The organism is Endozoicomonas elysicola, assembly GCF_000710775.1.
GTDB classification, from domain to species: Bacteria; Pseudomonadota; Gammaproteobacteria; order Pseudomonadales; family Endozoicomonadaceae; genus Endozoicomonas; species Endozoicomonas elysicola.
The window spans coordinates 2,640,908-2,661,119 of the sequence record NZ_JOJP01000001.1; the positions used below are offsets into that span (position 1 = coordinate 2,640,908).

20 protein-coding genes are annotated in these 20,212 nt (G+C 47.7%); 8 read left to right on the top strand and 12 right to left on the bottom strand.

The features are described 5' to 3' along the window. Positions 1 to 30: 30 nt before the first annotated feature. The 3 genes from GV64_RS11315 to bla form a co-directional block, all read right to left on the bottom strand. Positions 31 to 498, bottom strand: coding sequence for a TetR/AcrR family transcriptional regulator (locus tag GV64_RS11315; RefSeq protein WP_020582945.1), 468 nt, complete (start codon positions 496 to 498; stop codon positions 31 to 33). Between the two features lie 329 nt (positions 499 to 827). Then, positions 828 to 1,463: a nucleoside deaminase gene (locus tag GV64_RS11320; protein WP_201772479.1), complete on the bottom strand. Its 636-nt coding sequence runs from the start codon at positions 1,461 to 1,463 to the stop codon at positions 828 to 830. 83 nt (positions 1,464 to 1,546) lie between these two features. Beyond that, positions 1,547 to 2,413 (bottom strand): class A beta-lactamase, encoded by an 867-nt coding sequence (gene bla / locus GV64_RS11325; RefSeq protein WP_051087816.1) that lies wholly within the window; start codon positions 2,411 to 2,413, stop codon positions 1,547 to 1,549. 110 nt (positions 2,414 to 2,523) lie between these two features. On the opposite strand from bla, the gene GV64_RS11330 reads away from it, so the two are divergent. The 5 genes from GV64_RS11330 to dcuC all read left to right on the top strand — a co-directional run bounded on the left by GV64_RS11330 (position 2,524) and on the right by dcuC (position 8,528). Next, the gene (locus GV64_RS11330; protein WP_020582948.1) at positions 2,524 to 3,234 is read left to right on the top strand and encodes an SDR family NAD(P)-dependent oxidoreductase; all 711 of its coding nucleotides are present in this window, start codon (positions 2,524 to 2,526) and stop codon (positions 3,232 to 3,234) included. A 129-nt stretch (positions 3,235 to 3,363) separates the two neighbouring features. Next, entirely contained in the window at positions 3,364 to 4,236 is an 873-nt protein-coding gene (locus tag GV64_RS11335) for a hypothetical protein (protein WP_020582949.1), read from the top strand. Positions 4,237 to 4,581: 345 nt separating this feature from the next. Next, positions 4,582 to 5,796, top strand: a complete 1,215-nt coding sequence (locus tag GV64_RS11340; RefSeq protein ID WP_020582950.1) for a Zn-dependent hydrolase — start codon at positions 4,582 to 4,584, stop codon at positions 5,794 to 5,796. Between the two features lie 63 nt (positions 5,797 to 5,859). Next, positions 5,860 to 7,170 (top strand): amidohydrolase, encoded by a 1,311-nt coding sequence (locus tag GV64_RS11345; RefSeq protein ID WP_020582951.1) that lies wholly within the window; start codon positions 5,860 to 5,862, stop codon positions 7,168 to 7,170. 98 nt (positions 7,171 to 7,268) lie between these two features. Next, positions 7,269 to 8,528 (top strand): C4-dicarboxylate transporter DcuC, encoded by a 1,260-nt coding sequence (dcuC, locus tag GV64_RS11350; RefSeq protein WP_020582952.1) that lies wholly within the window; start codon positions 7,269 to 7,271, stop codon positions 8,526 to 8,528. 63 nt (positions 8,529 to 8,591) lie between these two features. On the opposite strand, the gene GV64_RS24720 is transcribed toward dcuC, so the two are convergent. From GV64_RS24720 to ffh, 9 genes are all read right to left on the bottom strand, one after another. Further along, on the bottom strand, positions 8,592 to 9,416 hold the full coding sequence (locus GV64_RS24720; RefSeq protein WP_152554028.1) for a hypothetical protein: 825 nt from the start codon (positions 9,414 to 9,416) through the stop codon (positions 8,592 to 8,594). 264 nt (positions 9,417 to 9,680) lie between these two features. Next, a complete protein-coding gene (locus GV64_RS11360; protein ID WP_020582955.1) occupies positions 9,681 to 10,466 on the bottom strand; it encodes a DsbC family protein in 786 nt (261 codons plus the stop codon). Positions 10,467 to 10,676: 210 nt separating this feature from the next. Next, positions 10,677 to 11,585 carry a site-specific tyrosine recombinase XerD gene (gene xerD, locus GV64_RS11365; RefSeq protein WP_026258306.1) on the bottom strand — a complete coding sequence of 303 codons (909 nt, stop codon included), beginning with the start codon at positions 11,583 to 11,585 and terminating at the stop codon, positions 10,677 to 10,679. A gap of 335 nt (positions 11,586 to 11,920) precedes the next feature. Further along, positions 11,921 to 12,805, bottom strand: coding sequence for a magnesium transporter (locus GV64_RS11370; RefSeq protein ID WP_081622142.1), 885 nt, complete (start codon positions 12,803 to 12,805; stop codon positions 11,921 to 11,923). A gap of 420 nt (positions 12,806 to 13,225) precedes the next feature. Further along, positions 13,226 to 13,579 (bottom strand): 50S ribosomal protein L19, encoded by a 354-nt coding sequence (gene rplS, locus GV64_RS11375; protein WP_020582958.1) that lies wholly within the window; start codon positions 13,577 to 13,579, stop codon positions 13,226 to 13,228. A gap of 15 nt (positions 13,580 to 13,594) precedes the next feature. Then, positions 13,595 to 14,338, bottom strand: a complete 744-nt coding sequence (trmD, locus tag GV64_RS11380) for a tRNA (guanosine(37)-N1)-methyltransferase TrmD (RefSeq protein ID WP_026258307.1) — start codon at positions 14,336 to 14,338, stop codon at positions 13,595 to 13,597. An 84-nt stretch (positions 14,339 to 14,422) separates the two neighbouring features. Beyond that, complete coding sequence (gene rimM / locus GV64_RS11385; RefSeq protein WP_236632943.1) at positions 14,423 to 14,974, bottom strand: ribosome maturation factor RimM; 552 nt, start codon at positions 14,972 to 14,974, stop codon at positions 14,423 to 14,425. Positions 14,975 to 14,987: 13 nt separating this feature from the next. Further along, positions 14,988 to 15,236 carry a 30S ribosomal protein S16 gene (gene rpsP, locus GV64_RS11390; protein ID WP_020582961.1) on the bottom strand — a complete coding sequence of 83 codons (249 nt, stop codon included), beginning with the start codon at positions 15,234 to 15,236 and terminating at the stop codon, positions 14,988 to 14,990. Between the two features lie 441 nt (positions 15,237 to 15,677). Then, positions 15,678 to 17,093: a signal recognition particle protein gene (gene ffh, locus GV64_RS11400; protein ID WP_020582963.1), complete on the bottom strand. Its 1,416-nt coding sequence runs from the start codon at positions 17,091 to 17,093 to the stop codon at positions 15,678 to 15,680. A 246-nt stretch (positions 17,094 to 17,339) separates the two neighbouring features. On the opposite strand from ffh, the gene GV64_RS11405 reads away from it, so the two are divergent. The 3 genes from GV64_RS11405 (at position 17,340) to GV64_RS11415 (ending at position 20,204) form a co-directional block, all read left to right on the top strand. Further along, positions 17,340 to 18,140 (top strand): cytochrome C assembly family protein, encoded by an 801-nt coding sequence (locus GV64_RS11405; RefSeq protein WP_020582964.1) that lies wholly within the window; start codon positions 17,340 to 17,342, stop codon positions 18,138 to 18,140. A 93-nt stretch (positions 18,141 to 18,233) separates the two neighbouring features. Beyond that, a complete protein-coding gene (locus tag GV64_RS11410; RefSeq protein ID WP_020582965.1) occupies positions 18,234 to 19,496 on the top strand; it encodes an HlyC/CorC family transporter in 1,263 nt (420 codons plus the stop codon). Between the two features lie 135 nt (positions 19,497 to 19,631). Further along, positions 19,632 to 20,204, top strand: coding sequence for a chalcone isomerase family protein (locus GV64_RS11415; RefSeq protein WP_020582966.1), 573 nt, complete (start codon positions 19,632 to 19,634; stop codon positions 20,202 to 20,204). Positions 20,205 to 20,212 lie beyond the last annotated feature (8 nt).

Consider the following 20,212-nt stretch of genomic DNA (forward strand, 5'->3'; position numbering starts at 1 on the left):
TTTAATAAAAATAGGTATAGTGGCTTTTACTTATAAGAAATTATTGAAGGACAAAACTGAGGTACCCAGAGCTATTTTCAATGTTTTATGGGCATCTTCATCAGAAGTCACCGTTTGCAACTGATCCAGCAGACGCATCATCGCTCCCTGAGTGGAGGGGTGTGGTGAACGGGACATCAGGTTATCAATGAACATCCTGACGACATTCCTGAAATGAAGATCATTTCTTAGTGCTGATTCCCAGGATGAAATAAATAACTGGCTGCTGGAGAAGTCGAGATTTCTGGCAACAATTGGCATCACTTTGCCCTGGAGGGCGGTCACAAAGTGCATTCTGCTGGGGTAGTAACGCTGTAGCGTTGATTTGCTGATGGTCAGTTCTCTGGCCAGGCGATCATAAGTGATGGCCTCCCAGCTTTCTGTCATAAATATATTCAGAATAACTGCGTCGTACATTTGTTTACGGCGGGCACGCTCTTCACTACTGATTTTAGCCATAGTCTGTTTCTGAGGGCTCTCTTCCTGGCAATACGTATAGCTGTTGTATACACATTAAGGTTACTTAAACTGGCGCTCCATACTATTTAGCATGCAGCACTTGTCAACAGGATAATTGATGGCTTGCATTATTTATCCATTATATATGTCATTTTGAGTATTGGTATGCATTAATGCAAGTGTTTTGTACTTCCAATCTGGAGATTGGTTTGATGATATAATTGAGCCAATGAAATTTGTTAATAACGATCTTTGGGGGATAAGAAGCCTATCTGTGTACTTCATGACGGTGACTCAGGATTGGGATGACATTCGGGGATGACTGATATTCACTCCCAGCTCGCTTTTTTGATGGCTTCAAATAAGTCGTTACACTCCGCTTCCAGTATTCCACCAATGACCTTCGTTTTTCTGAATGGTGTTCTTCTGGCCACCTCCTCCGCACGTATATCAATTTGCTTCCATCCCAGCTGTGTCAAATAAGGGATTGATGTTCCGTAATAAACGTTTTGAATACCACACCATTCAATAGCACTCTGGCACATAGGGCAGGGCTCTGCGGTGGTGTAAAGCGAAAGGTTTGACCAGTCTCTGGAATGATAAACATGTGCGCATTGATTGATCGCATCAATCTCACCGTGAAAAATCGGGTTTTCAGCAACCCGGTTAAAGCCGGTCGCGATAACTTCCCCGGAACCTTGATCAACAATGACAGAGCCAAATGGATATTCAGGCTCTTGCCCAGCAACGGAAATGGCCATTTTCATATAATCTTCGTGGCAGTTTCCTTTCAGGTGTTTGTATTTATTTGATTGCATATTTTCTGCTGCAGCTTCAGACGGCCTGGCAAGCATCATGGAAAGTCCAGCAAAGGAGAGTAGCGAATCCAGAAAAAATCGTCGACGAGTGACATGAAGCGTCGTTTTTTCTTTATTACCCGCTGAAAATGAATCTGAGTATTTCACTTTCTACACTGCACATTCAATAAATGGTCAGTGCAGTGTAGAGGTATATAGAAAAAGGGGGATAAAAATATACAGGTATTGAATCACTGGATCCCAAAATGATTAAAAACAGCCTCACCTGTTTTTACAATTATCTGGTTTCTTTCTTCAAAGCTGGCGTTTGTACCCGTCATATAAATACTGATGATGAGTGGCAGCCTTTTTTCACTCCAGATAATGGCGGTAATTCCCCGCGAACCATGGCCGCCTGCACCTGAGCGGTCGGCAATTGACCAGCCTTCTGGAAGCACAGAGCGAAGCAGGTTGTCTGCTACCTGGTTGCCCATCATCCATGTTTTCAGCTGTGCCCTAGAGCCGTCAGAGAGAGTATTCCCCAGTATTAGCTGGTTCAGGGTATCTGCCATTGCCAGAGGGGTTGTGCTATCTCTTAGGTCTCCCTGTTTTGCTTCATTCAATTCGGGCTCAATACGATCAAGGCGTGTAACGGTGTCCCCTGTAGAACGGAGAAAGTCTGTCAGTTGCTGTGGACCACCAATCCCAGTCAGTACCAGGTTTGCCGCAGTATTGTCGCTGGTGGTCATTGTCGCATCACAGGCCTGTTCCAGCGTAATTCTTTGGCCTGTCAACGGCTCGGTTACCGGAGAGTAGGTAACCAGTGATTCCCTGGTAATCATGGCTTCAGTGGTCAGTTTCTGTTTTTTCTGATCTGCATCAGCAAGCAGTTTGGCGCAGGCCAGCGTCTTGAAGGTACTCATTAATGGAAAGCGGGTATTGCCCCGGTAATCCCACAGAGACTGGTTTGACGTATCCATTACAGCAATACCGATGTGTCCTCCATGGCGATTTTCAAGATCCCTGGCCAACTCAGTAACCGGGTGAGCAAGGGCATGTGAGGAAAAGCAGAAAAGAATCAATGTAATGAATGAGAGAGAAACTGAACATCGGGCCATTGAAAAGTACTTAGTGTGTTTAGTGGACGATATCAAAGGGGCTGAATGCTATCATTGGCAAATTACTTGACACCAGTCTTTTGGTTACCTGCAACGGATGTAATCACGGTATGTATTCAGAGAAAGTTGTGATTGTCACAGGCGCCAGCCAGGGTATTGGCAATGCCATTGCTAGGGCATATGTCGATCAAGGAGCTATTGTAATTGGCTTCGACCTGCATAAGCCTGAAGCTCCAAGTATAGATTACTACTGTGTTGATCTTGGAAAGCCGGATGAGATTGAGGCGGCTTTTAGCGAGCTTGATCGCAAATACGGTGTAGTTCATGTCCTGATCAATAATGGTGCTATCAGCCAATTTAATAAACCCGTAGAGGATCTCTCTTCTTCAGAGTTTTCCCAGGTTATTGATGTCAATTTGAATGGCAGTTTTAACTGTGCAAGGGCGTTTATTAAAGCCCATAAAGATGAATATTATGGTCGTATTATTAATATTGCCTCGACCCGCTGGCACCAGAATGAGCCTGGCTGGGAAGCTTATGGTGCCTCTAAAGGTGGGCTGATCTCACTGACCAATACGCTGGCCATCTCACTGGCAGAGACACCGATTACGGTGAATGCCATCAGTCCTGGCTGGATTCAAACTGAAAATTACGATGACCTGACTGAGCAGGATCACCGGCAGCACCCATCAGGGCGTGTGGGTAAGCCAAGGGATATTGTGAATACCTGCCTGTTTCTGACCCATGAAGATAATGACTTTATCAATGGTGCCAATATTGTGGTTGATGGCGGAATGACGAAAAAAATGATTTATCTGTAAATTATTCAAAATTAACTGCACGGCTTCATTAATTCACTCTCTGCAGGTTTATCTTTAACACTATACTGGGCTCTCTTTCCATTATCACATAAAGGCATAGTGAATATTTCCGGTGCAGTATGTTCAGTTATGCTGGCTTTTCTGCTGTCTTTGACTCTAGTTGTTATGGCAGAACCCGTAGCAAGAAAGGAGTGCGTTGAGAAAACCCGGTACAGGCTTGACGGTGAAGTTGATAATTACACCTTTTCATTTCCTGTTCACAATGTTCAAAAAGCGTTGCAGGAAATTCCCGGTCAGCATAAATACAATCAAATAAAGCTATGGTCCTGTGGTCCGAATGCTATTGCACGGGCCATGATACTTGTCTCAGGGGAGAGTATTTTTTTATCCGACTCTGAGTACGTCCATTTTGCCCAAAGTGTGCCCAAGACTTTGGGAGAATATATCGATCACCGGTTTGATGAGCGGTTAAATATCGACAATCATCTTCTTAAAACGCTCAACTATCCAATGCGCCTGTTTTATATCAACAGTTTTCTGCAGTTAATTACCACAAGGCTGTCGTTGGATGTTGGAGCTTTTCCTGTCTGGCTGGCCGATTACATGAATGAGTATGTTGCTCTATCGAACAGGTCTGGCTTTTATTTTGAGTTCTATTCTGCAACCACCTTTCAGCGAATGAGGGATGAGATTCAGTCACACTTGTCCATGGGGCATGCTGTGATTCCACTGGTGATTATGGGGCCATTAAACTGGCATTATCTCAATATCATTGGGTGGGATGATATCACCGGTACTGTCATGATTATGGATACAGATTCCAGAATATATCGCTGGTCTGTTTATGTCCTGGAGTGTCTGATGAACACCGGTATTAAACATCAGGGGGCAGGATTGGATGACATGTTCTCTCTTGGTGTTTCTATCCTGGGAAACCAGATTTCTGAGATCAACTATTTCAATACTATTTTTGTTTCACTGCAGCCCTCATCAGATAAATAGCTATCAACTGATGATCAGAAACTCAGCATATATTATACCAATCGAACCTTCTAACTCCCTATTGCGCTGAAGATTTGAGCTTTAATCCTGCGTTGCCGATCGTCGCCATAGCTAAGGCTATGACTCCTCACGCCGCCTTGTCTTAAGGCTCAAATCTTCTTGCTCATAACGGGAGTTAAAAAGCACGATTGGTATTAGTTATTGATGAATAAACTTTGCACAAATATTTGCATGAATTTTCTTTTTCTATCATTTATTGTCGCTTATTGATGTAGACATTTGATTGAAATCAAAACTTCTCTCGAAACACATGCCTAGTATCCGTATTTTGAGGGGTAAGTTAAGATGTCTACTACAAAAGCCGCCCTCCAGCTCCTGTTCGATAAGCTTGCCAGTATTGGTCATTCCAGCCATGGCATGAATCGCATCGCCTTCACACCACCTGAAAACCAAGCCTTCGAATTTATCAGCCAGATTCTTGATCAGCATGGCATCGCCTATCGCAGCGATGGCTTTGGCAACCTGATTGCCCGTATTCACGGAGAAAAAAACAGGCCGGTGGTTGCCACTGGCTCCCACCTTGACAGTGTACCTGACGGTGGTTGTTATGACGGTGCAGTGGGGGTTATTGCTGGGTTGTATGCGCTGATTGAACTGCAAAAAGAAGCACTGAACCATCCTCTTGAATTAATTATTTTCAGAGCAGAAGAGTCCAGTCGTTTTGGCCACAGCTGCATGGCCAGCAAGCTGATGACTGGGCAAGCTGACCTGGATAAATGGCGGGAGACGCGGGGGAGTGATGGCAAAAATATCTTTGATGCCCTGAGAGACAATGGACTTGACCCCGATCAGCTGGACCAGGTGCGAATTAACCCAGCAAATTATAAATCCTTCATAGAGTGTCATATTGAACAGGGCAGGGTGTTACTGGATAACCATTTGAGTTTGGGCGTGGTCTCTGCCATTGCGGCGCCAACTCGGTTTTTGATTGAAATCAACGGCATTGCAGATCACTCCGGCGCTACACCAATGGGGCTGCGCCACGATGCGCTGGTGGCTGCTTCTCAGGTGGTGACCCGGGTGAATACCATTGCCCAGCGTGAGGCACTCCACGGTACTGTAGGTACGGTTGGCCGTATGGAGGTCTCTCCCAATGCCATGAATGTGATTCCCGGAAAAGTGGTGATGAGTATCGATATCCGTGGGATTGATACGGGCAGCATTCAACGAACTAACCATGACTTATTGACTTTTGTGTCTGAACTGGAAGGCGTTACCGTCTTTATTACCCGTCTCTCAGAAGAAAAGCCGGTCCATCTGAATAATGACATCGCAGAGCTGCTGAATCAGTCCTGTCTGGAGGAGTCTATTCCAGCCATGCCCATGCAGAGTGGGGCAGGGCATGATGCCATGTATATGGCCAGAGAAATTCCTACTGCCATGCTGTTTGTGCCATCGGTGAACGGGATCAGTCATAACCCGGAAGAGTTTACCCCGTTTGATGATATCTGGAATGCCGCCAGGGTGCTGAAGCGCACCATGAGAAAGCTGGCAGCCTGAATTTGTAACGTCAACAGGCCCCTAAGAATCTTATATAAATCCAGTTGATAGGAGATTGTTGTGATGACCCTCATGCCGTCGGATTTTGTAAGCGCCAATAAAGAGAAGTACACGGCGATCAGACGATTCTTTCACCAGATTCCTGAGCCGGGCTGGGAGGAGTATCTGACCACCTGGCATATTTATCAGCACCTGAAAAAGCTAGATGCTCCCTTCACCTTTACCATTGGTAAAGACCTGCTCAACAGTGATAGTCGACTAGGTCTTCCCAGTGTGCAATTGTTACTGGCTGCTCACCGTCGTCTTGAACAGACTGAAGCGGATGCCGGGTTTATTGAAAAGATTGCTGGTGGCCACACAGGTCTGATGGTCACTCTGGAGAGTGGACGACCCGGGGTAAACTCTCTGTTTCGTTTTGATATTGATGGTTTGCCTGTCAGAGAAGCTGACTCCGAGAGCCATATTCCAGTCAAAGCAGGTTTTCAGTCCACCCATCCAGGGTATATGCATGCCTGTGGTCATGATGGTCATATTACTACCGGCCTGGCCCTGGCCGAGTTTATTGCCCTGAACAAGGATTCGCTCAATGGTCGAATTCAGTTGTTGTTCCAGCCTGCGGAAGAGGGGTGCCGTGGAGCAAAAGCAGTGGCGGATCGTGGCTGGCTGAAGGATGTCGATCACTTTGTTTCCGGACATATTGGCATCAGTCAATACCCGGTCGGTACGGTATCCGCAAGAACCTGCGATATGCTGGCAACCAGCAAGCTGGATATCCGTTTCAGTGGTCGTTCATCCCATGCTGCCAATAATCCCCAGGAAGGTCGTAACGCACTGCTGGCTGCTGCTAATTGTGCATTGGGGTTACACGGCATCAGCCGTCATTCGGACGGGGGCTCCCGAGTTAATGTCGGGTCACTGAATGCCGGCAGCGGTCGCAACATTATTGCAGATAAAGCAAAAATGATGGTGGAGCTTCGCGGTGAGAACGATGAGATCAATGCCTTTATGCTGGATCAGGCCAATAGGGTGACTGAAGGCAGTGCGTTGATGTACGGCGTTGAACACGAGTTGCAACTGGTCGGTCATGCGCTGGCTGCTTCTTGTGACGAACCATTGGCAGAACGAATGGAAGCCGTGCTGAAGGACTGTCCTCTGGTTACTGAAGTGGTTCATCAATTACCTCTGAAAGCTTCTGAAGATGCTTCGGTGTTGATGGATGCTGTTCAGAAGAGCGGCGGACAGGCTACTTACCTGATGTTCTGTTCGCCCACCTGTGGTGGACACCATAACCCGGAATTTGATTTTGATGAGTCAGTGCTGAGTATCACTATGGATGTGATGGCCCGCTCGCTTCTGGCTCTGAATGGCTCATAGGAGGCTGACAGCCTGATTGGGTTCAGGCTGTTATCAACGCGCCTTGGCAGAACAGTATTCAATCCAATATCAATGATAATGAATGGGGGGAAGGCCGTATGTTACCGTTCATCGGCTTGTTGATTCTGTGTGGTACCGTTTATTGCTTAATCAAACGTCTGGAAACCCGAATGGTCCTGTTTGCGTCGGGACTGCTGATGTCGATAGTGGCACTGCAGCCGATGCTGGCACTGGACAGTTTTGCCGGGCGCATGACGTCAGGGGGGCTGATTCAGGCCATCTGTTCCGTAATGGGTTTTGCCTTTGTGATGAAATATACCGGCTGTGATATGCATCTGGTAAAAGCGTTGACCGGTGTACTGAAGAAGGGCGGGGGCCTTCTGATACCGGGAACGACCATGATCACGTTTGCTATCAATATTGCTCTCCCGAGTGCAGCGGGTTGTTCTGCTGCGGTAGGGGCAACCATGATTCCTCTGCTGATGGCTGCAGGTATTCATCCGGCCATGGCGGGTGCGGCTGTTCTGGCCGGAACCTATGGCAGCATGCTGAGCCCGGGGTCGGCCCACAATGCCTTTATCTCTGAGCTCAGTGGTAAGACGGTTATGGAAGTGATTGCTGTTCATGCTCCGGCAACGATAGCTGCCGGTATTGCTGGTGCAATCATTCTGACCGCAATCGCCTATTTTAGAAAGGAACACACTGGTCATCTGGTGCAGGCTACCGAAGGCACCATGGAAAACCAGGTTGATAAGGTTAATCCGCTGTATGCCCTGATGCCGGTACTGCCAGTATCCATTTTGATTCTGGGTTCTTCCGTGATGCCTGCGATCAAAATGGGGGTTCCGCAGGCCATGCTGATCGGTGTGGTGCTGTCGTTGCTGCTTACCCGCATGAACCCTCAGGAAGCGACCAAGAAATTCTTCAATGGTATGGGGACAGCTTACGCGGATGTTATTGGTATCATTATCGCGGCCAGCGTATTTGTTGCCGGTATGAAGGCACTGGGGATGGTGGATGTTTTCCTGAACTGGCTGATTAATACACCGAGCCTTGCGAAGTTTGGTTCAACCCTCGGCCCATTTATTCTGGCGATCCTGACTGGCACTGGTGATGCTGCTGCTTTCGCATTTAACGAAGCCGTTACGCCTTTCGCAGAGCAGTTCGGGATGACCATTGCCAATATGGGTACCGCTTCAGCGGTGGCTGGCGCCATTGGTCGAACTGCATCGCCTCTGGCAGGTGCGGCTATTGTCTGTGCCGGTATTGCCGGTGTGAGCCCACTGGAGCTCGCCAAGCGAACCATGCCCGCAATGATTGTCTCCTTGATTGTGTTGATGCTGGTTTTGTTTTTGTGAACAGGAACAGTAGATGAAAGCACCCAGAGTACAATAAGTCATTATTGTACTCTGGGTGTATCTTCATTCGAATGCTTCTTTAACCATTTCATCCATAGATCTATTGTAATCATCAGATATGCTTCTAAGAGCTTCTACCATAGCTTCGCACTGCTTTTGCCTGGAGCTATTCTCTGGATTACTACAAATTGATGTTCTAATGCTTCTTAACAATTGAAATGCTTTTGCTTCATCATTCAGCCCTTTGGATGAGTATATGCTATCAGCAGACTTCACCTGTTTTGCACCAAGGATATTAGCGTCAGCAGCAACCAACTTGAGATTGTCATACAGCTGGCTGAAGCCACGACTGTTTTCCTTAGAGCTCGGAGTAGAGAGATCGGAAAAATCCAAGAATAACTGCTCAGGGTCTGACCATGCAGATACCAATAGATTCATAAATTTGGAGAGCTCTTCATCATTAATTGTGATCTGGCCAGTTTCTATTGTCTCAATAGTTGACATTGTTACTCCAACATAAGTGTTCGGAGGGACTCCATCTCCAGTTATCTGCGTCGTAACAGTTCCACTCCATTTCTCTTGTGCCAGCGGTTTTCCAGCACTCTCCGCCTTAGCTCTGAGCTGAGCTTTCAAGTGTTCACTTTGACTAGAGGCTTCTTTTTTTAGTTCGGCTCTTACACCCTCGAGAGTTTTTATTGTTCTTTCAGATGAATGTATTTGAGGAGAACAGCAAGCATGGCAATATTTTTGAGGGTTTTCTTCTGTTGAAACTTTATAGCCTGCCCCCCAGCTACGTTGGCTATGATCATGAGGCTCTTGATTTTTTGGGCTATGATCTGGAACACTAAAAGTGTATCCACTGCTTAATTCACCAATTCTATTTTCCATATCACTTGGCCTTTGAAATCATAAATGAAAGCAAATTAATGGTATTAATGAGGGCGGTATTTAATTTTCAGTAGTTGAAATATATATCCCTAAAATATTAAGGGTATATATTTTTTCCTATTCAGATTTTTTAGGCTTATTTTATGGGGCAATCGAGGGAGTTTGTTGATAAAAAAAGATAATAAGTAGATGTTATTTTATAAAAGGCGGGATTAAGATTAAAGCAGCCCAAGGGGCTGCTTTAATCTTAGTGTATAAATATGCTCAACTCTTAATATCAAGGACTCTTGCAACATCAGCGGCAGGGCGATAGCCCGGAATCACCTGACCACTTTCCAGAACCATTGCTGGTGTTCCGTTAATGCCCATCTGAACACCCAGATTATAGTGCTCATCAATGATAGTGCTGCAGGCTGCCTTATCCCCTTTAATGTCCACACTAATGGGCTTACCCGTTTTCAGATCTGTTAATGCCTGTTTGCGGTCTACTGAACACCAGGCATCGGTCATCTTGCCATGCACTGGTGACTGTTGACCACCGCGAGGGAAGGCAAGGTAGCGTAATTCAATACCTAACTCATTTAACTGGTCGACTTCCCGGTGCAGTTTGCGGCAGTAGCCACAGTCGACATCCGTGAACGCATAAACAACGCCTTTTGTTTCACCTTTCGGCGAAAAAATCACCATGTCTTCCTTTTTCAGGGATTTGAGTAACTTGGCGTTCTGCTGGCTTTTAATTTCTTCCGTCAGGTTAACCAGCTGGTTGCCGCGAACTTCCAGCATATCCCCTTTAATAAAATACTGTCCGTTTTCACTGCTGTAGAGAACAAAGCCACCTTTGAGCATGACTTTGTAGACGCCAGGCATCGGGCTTTTGGTGACCGACTCAATGGGGATGGTGGCATCCAGCTTTTTTAGCTGACTTTCAATAAGGGTCTCGGGGCTCTGGACTGAGCTGTCCTTGCCGGTAGCCTCTGCATTGACAGCCACAGACCAGCCTGCGCTTGCGGTCATAATGGCAGTTAAAAGAAGAGCAGAGCGTTTAGACATACTGATTCCTTAAGTGATCCAGAAAGATAAGCCTGACTGACGGCCGATCAATTAATCAATGGGCATCTCAGGGGCTATCGGCAAGCCGTTCTAGCTTTGGAGAGAAGCGCTGGATAAAAACAGGAAAGTTTAGCCTTATTTCTCCCTGTTGTATCGCTTGGACACTGTTATCAGGTAAAGAGTTCTAAAAAAGGTGTATAGACGGTCAGGTTATCCCCTGGGATGATGCTCTCGGTGAAGCTCTGACAGCCTGTGGTTGGCAATATGGGTATATATCTGGGTGGTGGACAGATCACTATGGCCAAGCAGCAGCTGCACTACCCGAAGATCAGCGCCATGATTCAGAAGGTGAGTGGCAAACGCATGGCGGAGAACATGAGGGGAGACGTCAGTATTGATACCGGCAATCGTATTGTAATGCTTGATTCGATGCCAGAATGTCTGGCGGGTCATTGGGCGCCCGTGTCGGCCGGGAAACAGGGTTCGACTTTCATATTGATTCAGCAGATCGCCTCTTGCCTGCTTTACATACTGCTCTAAACACTCAATGGCATTCTGACCCATGGGTACCAGTCGTTCTTTTCTGCCTTTACCGATAATGCGAATGACACCCTGCCTCAGGTTGATGCTGTCCATGTTCAGGTTCACCAACTCCGAAATCCTGAGGCCGCAGGCATACAGGATCTCAAGCATGGCACGATCACGTAGACCAATGGCGGTATTGGTATCCGGACTGTTAAGCAGTGACTCCACATCGTCTTCTGACAGTGTCTTTGGTAATGCTTTTCCCTGGCGGGGCATTTCAATATTGGCCGTAATATCAGTAGGGATCTGTTCAGATTGTAAAAGATAACGGTAAAAGGCTCGAAGACTGGATATTTGCCGGGCGGTTGATCTTGGGTGGTAACTCTGCTCATAGCGCCAGCCCAGAAAGCAGCGAAGATCATCTTCACTGGCCGTGAGTAATAGATTGCCTGTGTTTTGAGTGTGCTCTTTCAGCCATTCAGAGAACAGCAGCAGATCTCGTTGGTAAGCTTCACGGGTATTTTTGCTGAGGCCTCGCTCAAGCCAGAGGTGCTGTAAAAATTCCTGTGTTTCAGGGGACGCGGGGGCTGGCATGACAATCAATAAATCCAATTTGGCGCAATGGTTGAATAATACCAATATTCTTCTCTGTGAGGCTAAGGTTCTTTAAGCATCTAGCCATTAATTTCTTTGAACCACGAAGCACACGAAGAGCACTCAGAAAAACGTTTCTTTTACTTTGTGCTCTTCGTGTGCTTCGTGGTTCCAATTTAAGGGCCAGCAACACGTATCAAGCAACATGTCTGCACCCGTTAGCAAAAGGCAAAGAACGAGGGAGAAGCAGTGGCAGAAAACAAAATCCCTTAATGTCTACCCTAAGGGCTAAGGTTAGGACGCAGTGTGTTTTCAGGCTGCCTCTTGATTGCACGTTATATATTCAGCATTGTTGTTGTGATGAAAAAATAAACCAGCATGCCTGTCATATCGACCAGTGAGGTTAAAACCGGGGCTACGATAACCGCTGGATCCAACTGTAAGGATCGGATAAAAACCGGCAGTATCGCACCCAAAAAACTGGAGCTGATTACTTGAATGGCCATGGCCGTTGAGACGGCAATAGCCACCTGGAGCAGGGTAATATCACCGGGAAGGTCTACATCTGAGCCAAACCCCATGACTCTGATCAGAATGATGCTGATCAGGGCTGCTGCCATGATCAGAGAAACCCTGAACTCTTTCCAGAGCACCCTGGCCCAGTCTCGCGTGGTTATTTCTCCTGTTGCCATAGATTGAATCAGCAGTGTTGAGGCTTGTGCACCAACATTGCCTCCGGTATCTGCCATAACGGGCATATAAATCGCCAGAATGACCAGGGCGCTCAATGCGTCCTCGTAACTGGCTATGATCATTCCTGAAAAAATACCAAGGAGGGATAGGCTGACAATCCATCCTAATCGTGATTTTACATGCTCAAATACGCCTGTATGCAGGTAGTTACTCTTTAAGTCTTTACGATGTGTGACCAGACCAAGGTCAACAGTGAGCCTAGTGTATTGAGTTGCATAACCGGCTTCCTTTAACTCATTCAGTATTTCACGAACCAGTATAAGGGGGGCCTGCTGAAGGGTTTGCAGAGTCTGTTCATAACTCAGTGCTTGCAGAATAGGGGTTCGATGCCCTCTATCGGTTTGGCTTAACTGATGAATCGTTGTGTCTGCGTCATGTGTGGTGGATTGGTCGTTGTGCGGATGCTCAAAAGCTGTGATGTCCAGGCTGGTCATGGTTATCCCTCTGGCCCGGGTGTCTCTGGTCATTAATAGCTTTTACAATCTGGTTTGTTTGTACGCAAATTGGGGCGCAAAACAGTAAGGATCAGCAGAATGATGTCAGGAAACCCAGTCTGGTTAATTTTTTGTATTCAAGAATCTGGAAGGTAAGGAGGGAGGTAGACATAAATAATCCGAGCCTGAAACAGCCCGTGAGAAATGAAACATCATGGGTCAGTTTGCAGGCCAGTCTCTCCTTACGTTGCTACTTGGAGGTTGGTCGCTGTTCATGGTCTTTTCCTGACTGAATGTAATGACGATGAAGCCTATTGGCGTATTTTATTTCGGACAAGGCTATTTACATAAATTAAAGATAAAAAAAAGCGGCTTTCGCCGCTTCTTTCTGGATCGGGGAGTGCCTGATCCGCTCTTCTGAAGAAAACAGTTGCCGGAAAATTAAACTGAATCTTAGTTGAGCTTTTCCTTGATGCGAGCAGCTTTACCGCTCAGCTCACGGAGGTAGTACAGCTTAGCCTGACGAACGTCACCACGACGCTTCACAGTAACAGAAGCAATCAGCGGAGAGTAAGTCTGGAAAGTACGCTCAACACCAACACCGCTAGAGATTTTACGAACGGTGAAAGCAGAGTTCAGACCACGGTTACGCTTGCCGATGACAACGCCTTCGAACGCCTGCAGACGCTCACGGTTGCCTTCTTTTACCTTAACCTGTACGACGACAGTGTCACCCTGGCCGAAGGCAGGGATCTCTTTGGTCATTTGTTCAGCTTCAAGCTGCGCAATGATTTTGTTTTTGCTCATTAAAAATGCTCCCAGTTAGTCAATGTTCCGCTCGGTTTTAAACTCTGACAGTAATTCCTCTTCCTTGCTGGTCAGGGGTCTGTTCTCCAGGAGATCAGGCCGTCTCAGCCAGGTTCTGCCCAGTGATTGCTTCAGTCGCCAGCGTTCAATGTGTGCATGGTTTCCTGATAACAGCACCGGCGGCACTTCCTGTCCTTCAAATATCTCCGGACGGGTGTAGTGCGGGCAGTCAAGAAGACCGTCAGCAAACGAATCTTCCGATGCGGAATCCTTATGACCAAGGGTGCCCGGTACAAAGCGTGAAACTGCATCAATCAGAGTCATGGCGGCTAATTCACCACCACTTAACACGTAATCACCAATAGACCATTCTTCATCGATCTCGGTCTGGATTACACGCTCGTCAATACCTTCATATCGCCCCGCGACCAGGATCAGTTTCTTGCTTTGGGCAAGCTCCTCTACACCTTTCTGGTCGAGCATTCGACCCTGGGGAGAGAGGTAAATCACTTTGGCCTCGGTTCCTGCAGCTTTGCGGGCTGCATGAATGGCGTCACGCAGAGGTTGAATTTTCATCAACATGCCGGGACCACCGCCATAAGGTCGGTCATCCACAGTTCGGTGTCGGTCATGAGTGAAGTCTCTGGGGTTCCAGAAATCCACGCCAATCAGCCCTTCCTTAACGGCGCGACCGCTAATGCCGTGCTCCGTTACTGCCCGAAACATCTCGGGAAAAAGACTGATGACACCGAACCATATTCCGGTGTCCATGGGGCTCTTGTCGGTTTCCAGCGAGCCTTCTTCAACGTCGCTGGAAGGTGAGGGTTGAGTCGTCATGGACACTTAAAACTCCGGATCCCAATCTACCCGGATAAATCCTTTCTCAGGATTTACGTCTAACACCACCGATCCGGTAAGCCAGGGTACCAGACGTTCACGACGGTCAATGCTGCCTTTTGAGGGGCGGATAACCAGAACGTCGTTGGCACCTGTTTCCATCAGGTGGCTGACTTTGCCCAGCAGGATATTGTCTCCCTCAGCGTTACGGGAGAATACATCCAGCGATTCCAGTTGATGCCAGTAAATCTCGTCATCTTCCGGTTCGGGCATCTCATCGGCGTTGATGGTGATCTCGCTTCCACAGTAGCTGCGGGCCAGCTCACGATCGTCACAGCCGACGATATGGGCAACCAGACCTTTACCGTGAGGACGGGCCTGATCGATTTCAACGGTCATCAACTGACCGTCGCGGTCAAGAATCCAGCGTGGGTAGTTGAGGATGTTTTCCATCGGGCTGGTATTGGAATGAATCTTCAGCCAGCCTTTAACTCCGTACACGGAGGCGATATGGCCTAACGCGATGCGCTTCACAGCGCCCTCTACTGCCTTTGTCACTGAATGGTTAACCTCACGCAGCCTTTTTAGCTTCTTTCAGAAGCTGGGCAACGCGGTCAGATGCAGTAGCACCCTGGCCCAGCCAGAATTCTACACGCTCGCTATCAACACGCAGACGTTCTTCCTGGCCACGAGCAGTAGGGTTAAAGAAACCTACACGCTCGATGAAACGACCGCCGTTAGCATTACGGCTGTCAGCCACGGTCAGGTGGTAAAATGGACGCTTTTTGGAGCCGCCACGAGCAAGACGAATGGTTACCATGGAATAGGTTTTCCTATAGTTGTTTCCGGCAACTGATTTTCTGTGTTTATTGTGCCTTTGGCGCGAGACCTCAGGCGAAAACCCAGAAGAGTTCTGACAGCTCTGGCCAGAGATAGTTCTCTTCCCATCGTTTGTCAGCTAATCCATGATCGGATTAAGGCCAATCATAAAGGGCGCATATTGTATGGAAATTGGCAGTGAGTGGCAATATTCTGTGATAAGTATATTCCCGCGATAACTTTTTTTGGGGTAGGGCTTTATACAATAGGTGCTGCTGCAGACCGGGGTGTTATTGAGTTATTTGCGGGCTTGCAGAGAGTGGAGCCGAAGAAGTCAAATCGTCTTTACCTGAAGGATAATGACCTCAGGATAGCAACGTGGTAATGAACCCAGTACTCATCAAGAGTACTGGGCCTGAAGGGTTATGACGGGTCGTGACCTTTAGAAAGGAAACTTCTTGCCACCACCGGGAGGCATCATGCCGCCCATTCCACCCATACCGCCAGGCAGCTGACCTTTCATGGCAGACATGCCACGCATCAGCTTGTTCATTCCGCCCTTTTTGGTGACCTTTTTCATCATCTTGCTCATCTGCTTATGCTGTTTGATGAGACGGTTGATATCCTGGATCTGGGTGCCGGAGCCTGCAGCTATGCGTTTTTTGCGAGAGCCGTTCATGATGTCCGGGTTGGCTCGTTCTGAAGGTGTCATGGAGTTGATGATGGCCTCCATCTGATTAAACACCTTGTTATCCATCTGTCCTTGCATCTGTGGCGCCATACCACCCATGCCTGGCAGTTTGTCCATCATACCGCTGAGTCCGCCCATCTTCTTCATTTGTTGAAGCTGATCGCGGAAATCTTCCAGGTCGAACCCTTTGCCTTTCTTTAGCTTACTGGCCAGCTTATCCGCCTTGCTGCGGTCAAGCTTGCGCTCGGCTTCCTCGATCAGGGAGAGAATGTCACCCATGCCAAGGATTCGGGAGGCAATACGATCCGGATAGAAAGGCTCCAAGGCATCGGTCTTCTCACCCATACCGATAAACTTAATGGGCTTACCGGTAATCTGACGGACGGACAGTGCCGCACCACCGCGGGCATCACCATCTGCTTTGGTCAGGATAACACCCGTCAACGGGAGGGCGTCACCAAACGCCTTGGCAGTGTTGGCGGCATCCTGACCGGTCATGGCGTCAACTACAAACAGCGTCTCTATGGGGTTAATGGCGCTGTGCAGTTGCTGGATTTCAGCCATCATATCGTTATCGATATGCAGGCGGCCGGCGGTGTCGACGATCAGTACGTCAGCATGCTTGATCCGTGCTTCATGAATGGCACTGTTGACAATGTCTACAGGCTTCTGGTCCGCAGAAGACGGGAAGAAGTTGAGTCCGGTTTCCTGGGCCAGAGTTTCCAGCTGTTTGATCGCAGCAGGACGGTAAACGTCGGCACTGACCACCATGACCGATTTTTTCTGGCGCTCTTTCAGCCATTTACCCAGCTTGGCAACCGAGGTGGTTTTACCCGCCCCCTGCAGGCCAGCCATCAGAATTACGGCAGGAGGCTGTGTGGCAAGGTTCAGTTCGTCATTGGACGAACCCATCACCTCAATCAGCTCATTCTGGACAATTTTGACAAATGCCTGTCCCGGGCTGAGGCTGGCCTGGACTTCCTGCCCGATGGCGCGTTCCCTGATCCGGTTGATGAACTCTCGAACCACCGGCAGGGCAACGTCTGCTTCCAGCAGAGCCATGCGTACCTCACGCAAGGTGTCCTTGATGTTGTCTTCGGTCAGTTTTGCCTTCCCGGTGACCGTTTTAAGCGTGCGGGAGAGGCGTTCGGTTAAATTTTCGAACATTCTGGGAATTACCCTGATCTAAGATGTTTATGCTCTGATGGAGGCCATTATATAGGAATCGTGACTAAAGCGGCATCCATTTCAATGGTCAGTGTTTGGTTCTGTCAGAAAGAACCTGAATGGTTGTTTGTCTAGTGCTGTTTAATATGACAAACTGCTGGTGCTGCTTGATCGTTGAAGCCTATGGACAAACAGGGCTTCCAGCTTTTTTATTTTCTGCTGTTTTGAGGACAATAGGCTTCGCTAATGGGTGTCATGTTGGTCAGTATGGGTGCGCTTGGTTGCTATCTGGCAGGCACGGTAGGTCAAGGGTTGCGAAACAGTGGGCGTGAAGTATCCAGATCATTGGTTTTGTTGATCACCGCCTTAGGCCTCGTTTTTCATGTTATTGCTCTTTATATCTCTATCCATACTGACCACGGTATCAATCTTGGTGTGTTCACTATGGGGTCGCTCACCGCGATGATGGTGACGATGATGGTTCTGTTGAGCAGTTTGAAAAAACCATCAGAAAGTCTTCTGGTGATGATTCTCCCGGTAAGTATGCTTGCCATTGTGCTCGCTTTACTCGCCCCGGTTGAGCATATTGTCTGGAATCCAGCTTCTTCAATGGTGACCCATGTTCTTCTTTCAGTAATGGCCTATGGCATTCTGATGGTTGCTGCATTTCAGGCGATTCTTCTTTCTTATCAGGAACATCAGCTTCGTACTCACCGGCATACGATTAAAACACTACCGCCTTTGCAAACCATGGAACGACTGTTGTTTGAGTTTCTCTGGCTGGGCGTTGTTTTGCTGACGCTCTCTCTGGGCAGTGGCTTTCTTTTTCTGGAAGATATGTTTGCCCAGAAACTGGTGCATAAAACCGTCCTGTCCATTACTGCCTGGTGTTTGTTTGCGGCGCTGCTGATCGGTCACTGGCGATTTGGCTGGCGGGGGCAAACCGCCGTTCGCTGGACACTGGCAGGCTTCCTTTTTCTTATCCTGGCTTACTTTGGTTCCAGGCTGGTGCTTGAGTGTATCGTCTCCGGACAGTCATGCTTTTGACCTGTTTCATGAGATCGGGCTTGGGACTTTGCCATTAAGTGAGTAAAATAAGTAACTTTACCTGCTCTTATTCTGACAAAAGGCGACAGCTCGTTGAGTGAAGCACCCCTTAGTATATTGATTGGCGCGTTAGTTTTCCTTCTGCTGCTCTCTGCGTTTTTTTCCAGCTCTGAAACCGGGATGATGGCAATCAATCGATACCGTCTCCGGCACCTGGCTCGCAAAGGTAATCGGGCGGCCAAAAGAACCAGTAGTTTGCTGGACCGGCCTGACCGCTTGATTGGGGTTATTCTGATCGGCAATAACTTTGTGAATATTCTTGCCTCGGCATTGGCAACTATTATTGCTGTCCGGTTATGGGGCGACAGTGGTATTGCCATTGCCACACTGGGTTTGACCTTTGTGGTATTAATATTTGGTGAGGTGACGCCGAAAACGATAGCCGCTATGTACCCCGAAAAGGTTGCGTTTCCTGCATCGATGGTATTGGTTCCACTGTTGAAAATTCTTTATCCGGTAGTGTTGCTGGTTAACTGGATTTGCTCTTTGTTGATGAGACCGTTTGGTATACGTCCGGGGCAGGAAGGTGAGGACCAACTGAGCAGTGAAGAGTTGCGAACACTGGTGAATGAGTCAGGCCTGCGGTTGCCCAAAAAGCGTCGTGGGATGTTGCTGGGAATTCTTGATCTGGAGAAAGTGCACGTCGATGATATTATGGTGCCGAGAAACGAGGTTTACGGTATCGATATTGAGGATGATATTAAAGAGATCGTGCATCAGTTAAGAGATTGTCAGCATACGCGTATGCCGGTTTATCGGGGAGACATTAATAATATTGTGGGTATGCTTCATATGCGGAAGATTGCCCGCCTGCTGACCCTGGAAGAAGTCAACAAAGCAACATTGTTGCAGGAAACTGCTGAGCCCTATTACATCCCTGAATCCACCCCGCTTCATACCCAGCTGTTTAATTTTCAGAAGTCCAAGGAGAGAACGGCGCTGGTGGTGGACGAGTACGGTGACATCATGGGATTGGTGACGCTGGAAGATATCCTTGAAGAGATTGTTGGTGACTTTACGACCGATGTTTCTGACAGCAGTCAGGACATCACTCCCCAGGGAGATGGCAGCTATATCATTGACGGCTCGGCTTCTATTCGTGACGTTAATAAAGCATTAGGCTGGGATCTGCCCACAGACGATGCTCGAACGATCAATGGTTTGATTACAGAAGAGATGGAAGTTATTCCGGAGGCCAGTGTGTGCTGGAAAATCAAAAACTGTCGCTTCGAGATCCTTCAGGTGAAAGATAACCGGATCAAGAGTGTCCGTATGTTTATGGCTGGTACATTGTAGTTCACTCCTGATCATTAGGATAATGGCATAATATGGGTTAACTGAATTTTCGTAATACCTCATGTCAGAAAACCTTTGAGCAGTTTCTTCCGTACAACATGGCGATAACTATTAGAATAAAGCAAAGGGGTCGCCATGCAGAAAGCCAGCGTAAAGTTCTTCACTTGTCTTTTTGAGTTCTCCCTCCTGTTGTGGCTTTTGGTATTTCTCTTCCCCTCACACTCTTTTGCTAAAGACACTGTTCATGAGAAGTCGGCTAATCCTGTCTGGCTGGGGTGGAAGACTGTTGGGCATTCAACACTAAAATGGGGGTTCTGGGATATTTATGACGCCCACTTGAGAACACCCTCTGGTACTTATTATCAGGCAAGCGACCATACTGTTTCCGATATGGCGTTACTGATTGATTACCGTCGAACGATCAGTAAAAAACGTTTACTGTCGGCAACGAATGAACAATGGCTTCACCTTGGGATTTCCCGAGAGGACAGGATGCGCTGGATTCAGGAACTCGGCAGGATATGGAAAGGTGTCAAAAAGGGGGATCGTCTGGTGTTTGTGCTGACTGAGACTGGTGGTCGCTTCTATTTTGGTAACGATTTTCTTGGTAAAACCGATGATTTGCAGATGGCTAGAAGTTTTATTGATATCTGGTTGTCAGAAAATACTGCCTATCCAGGGTTGAGACGCGAGTTACTTGGGCAGTAAGCATCAGG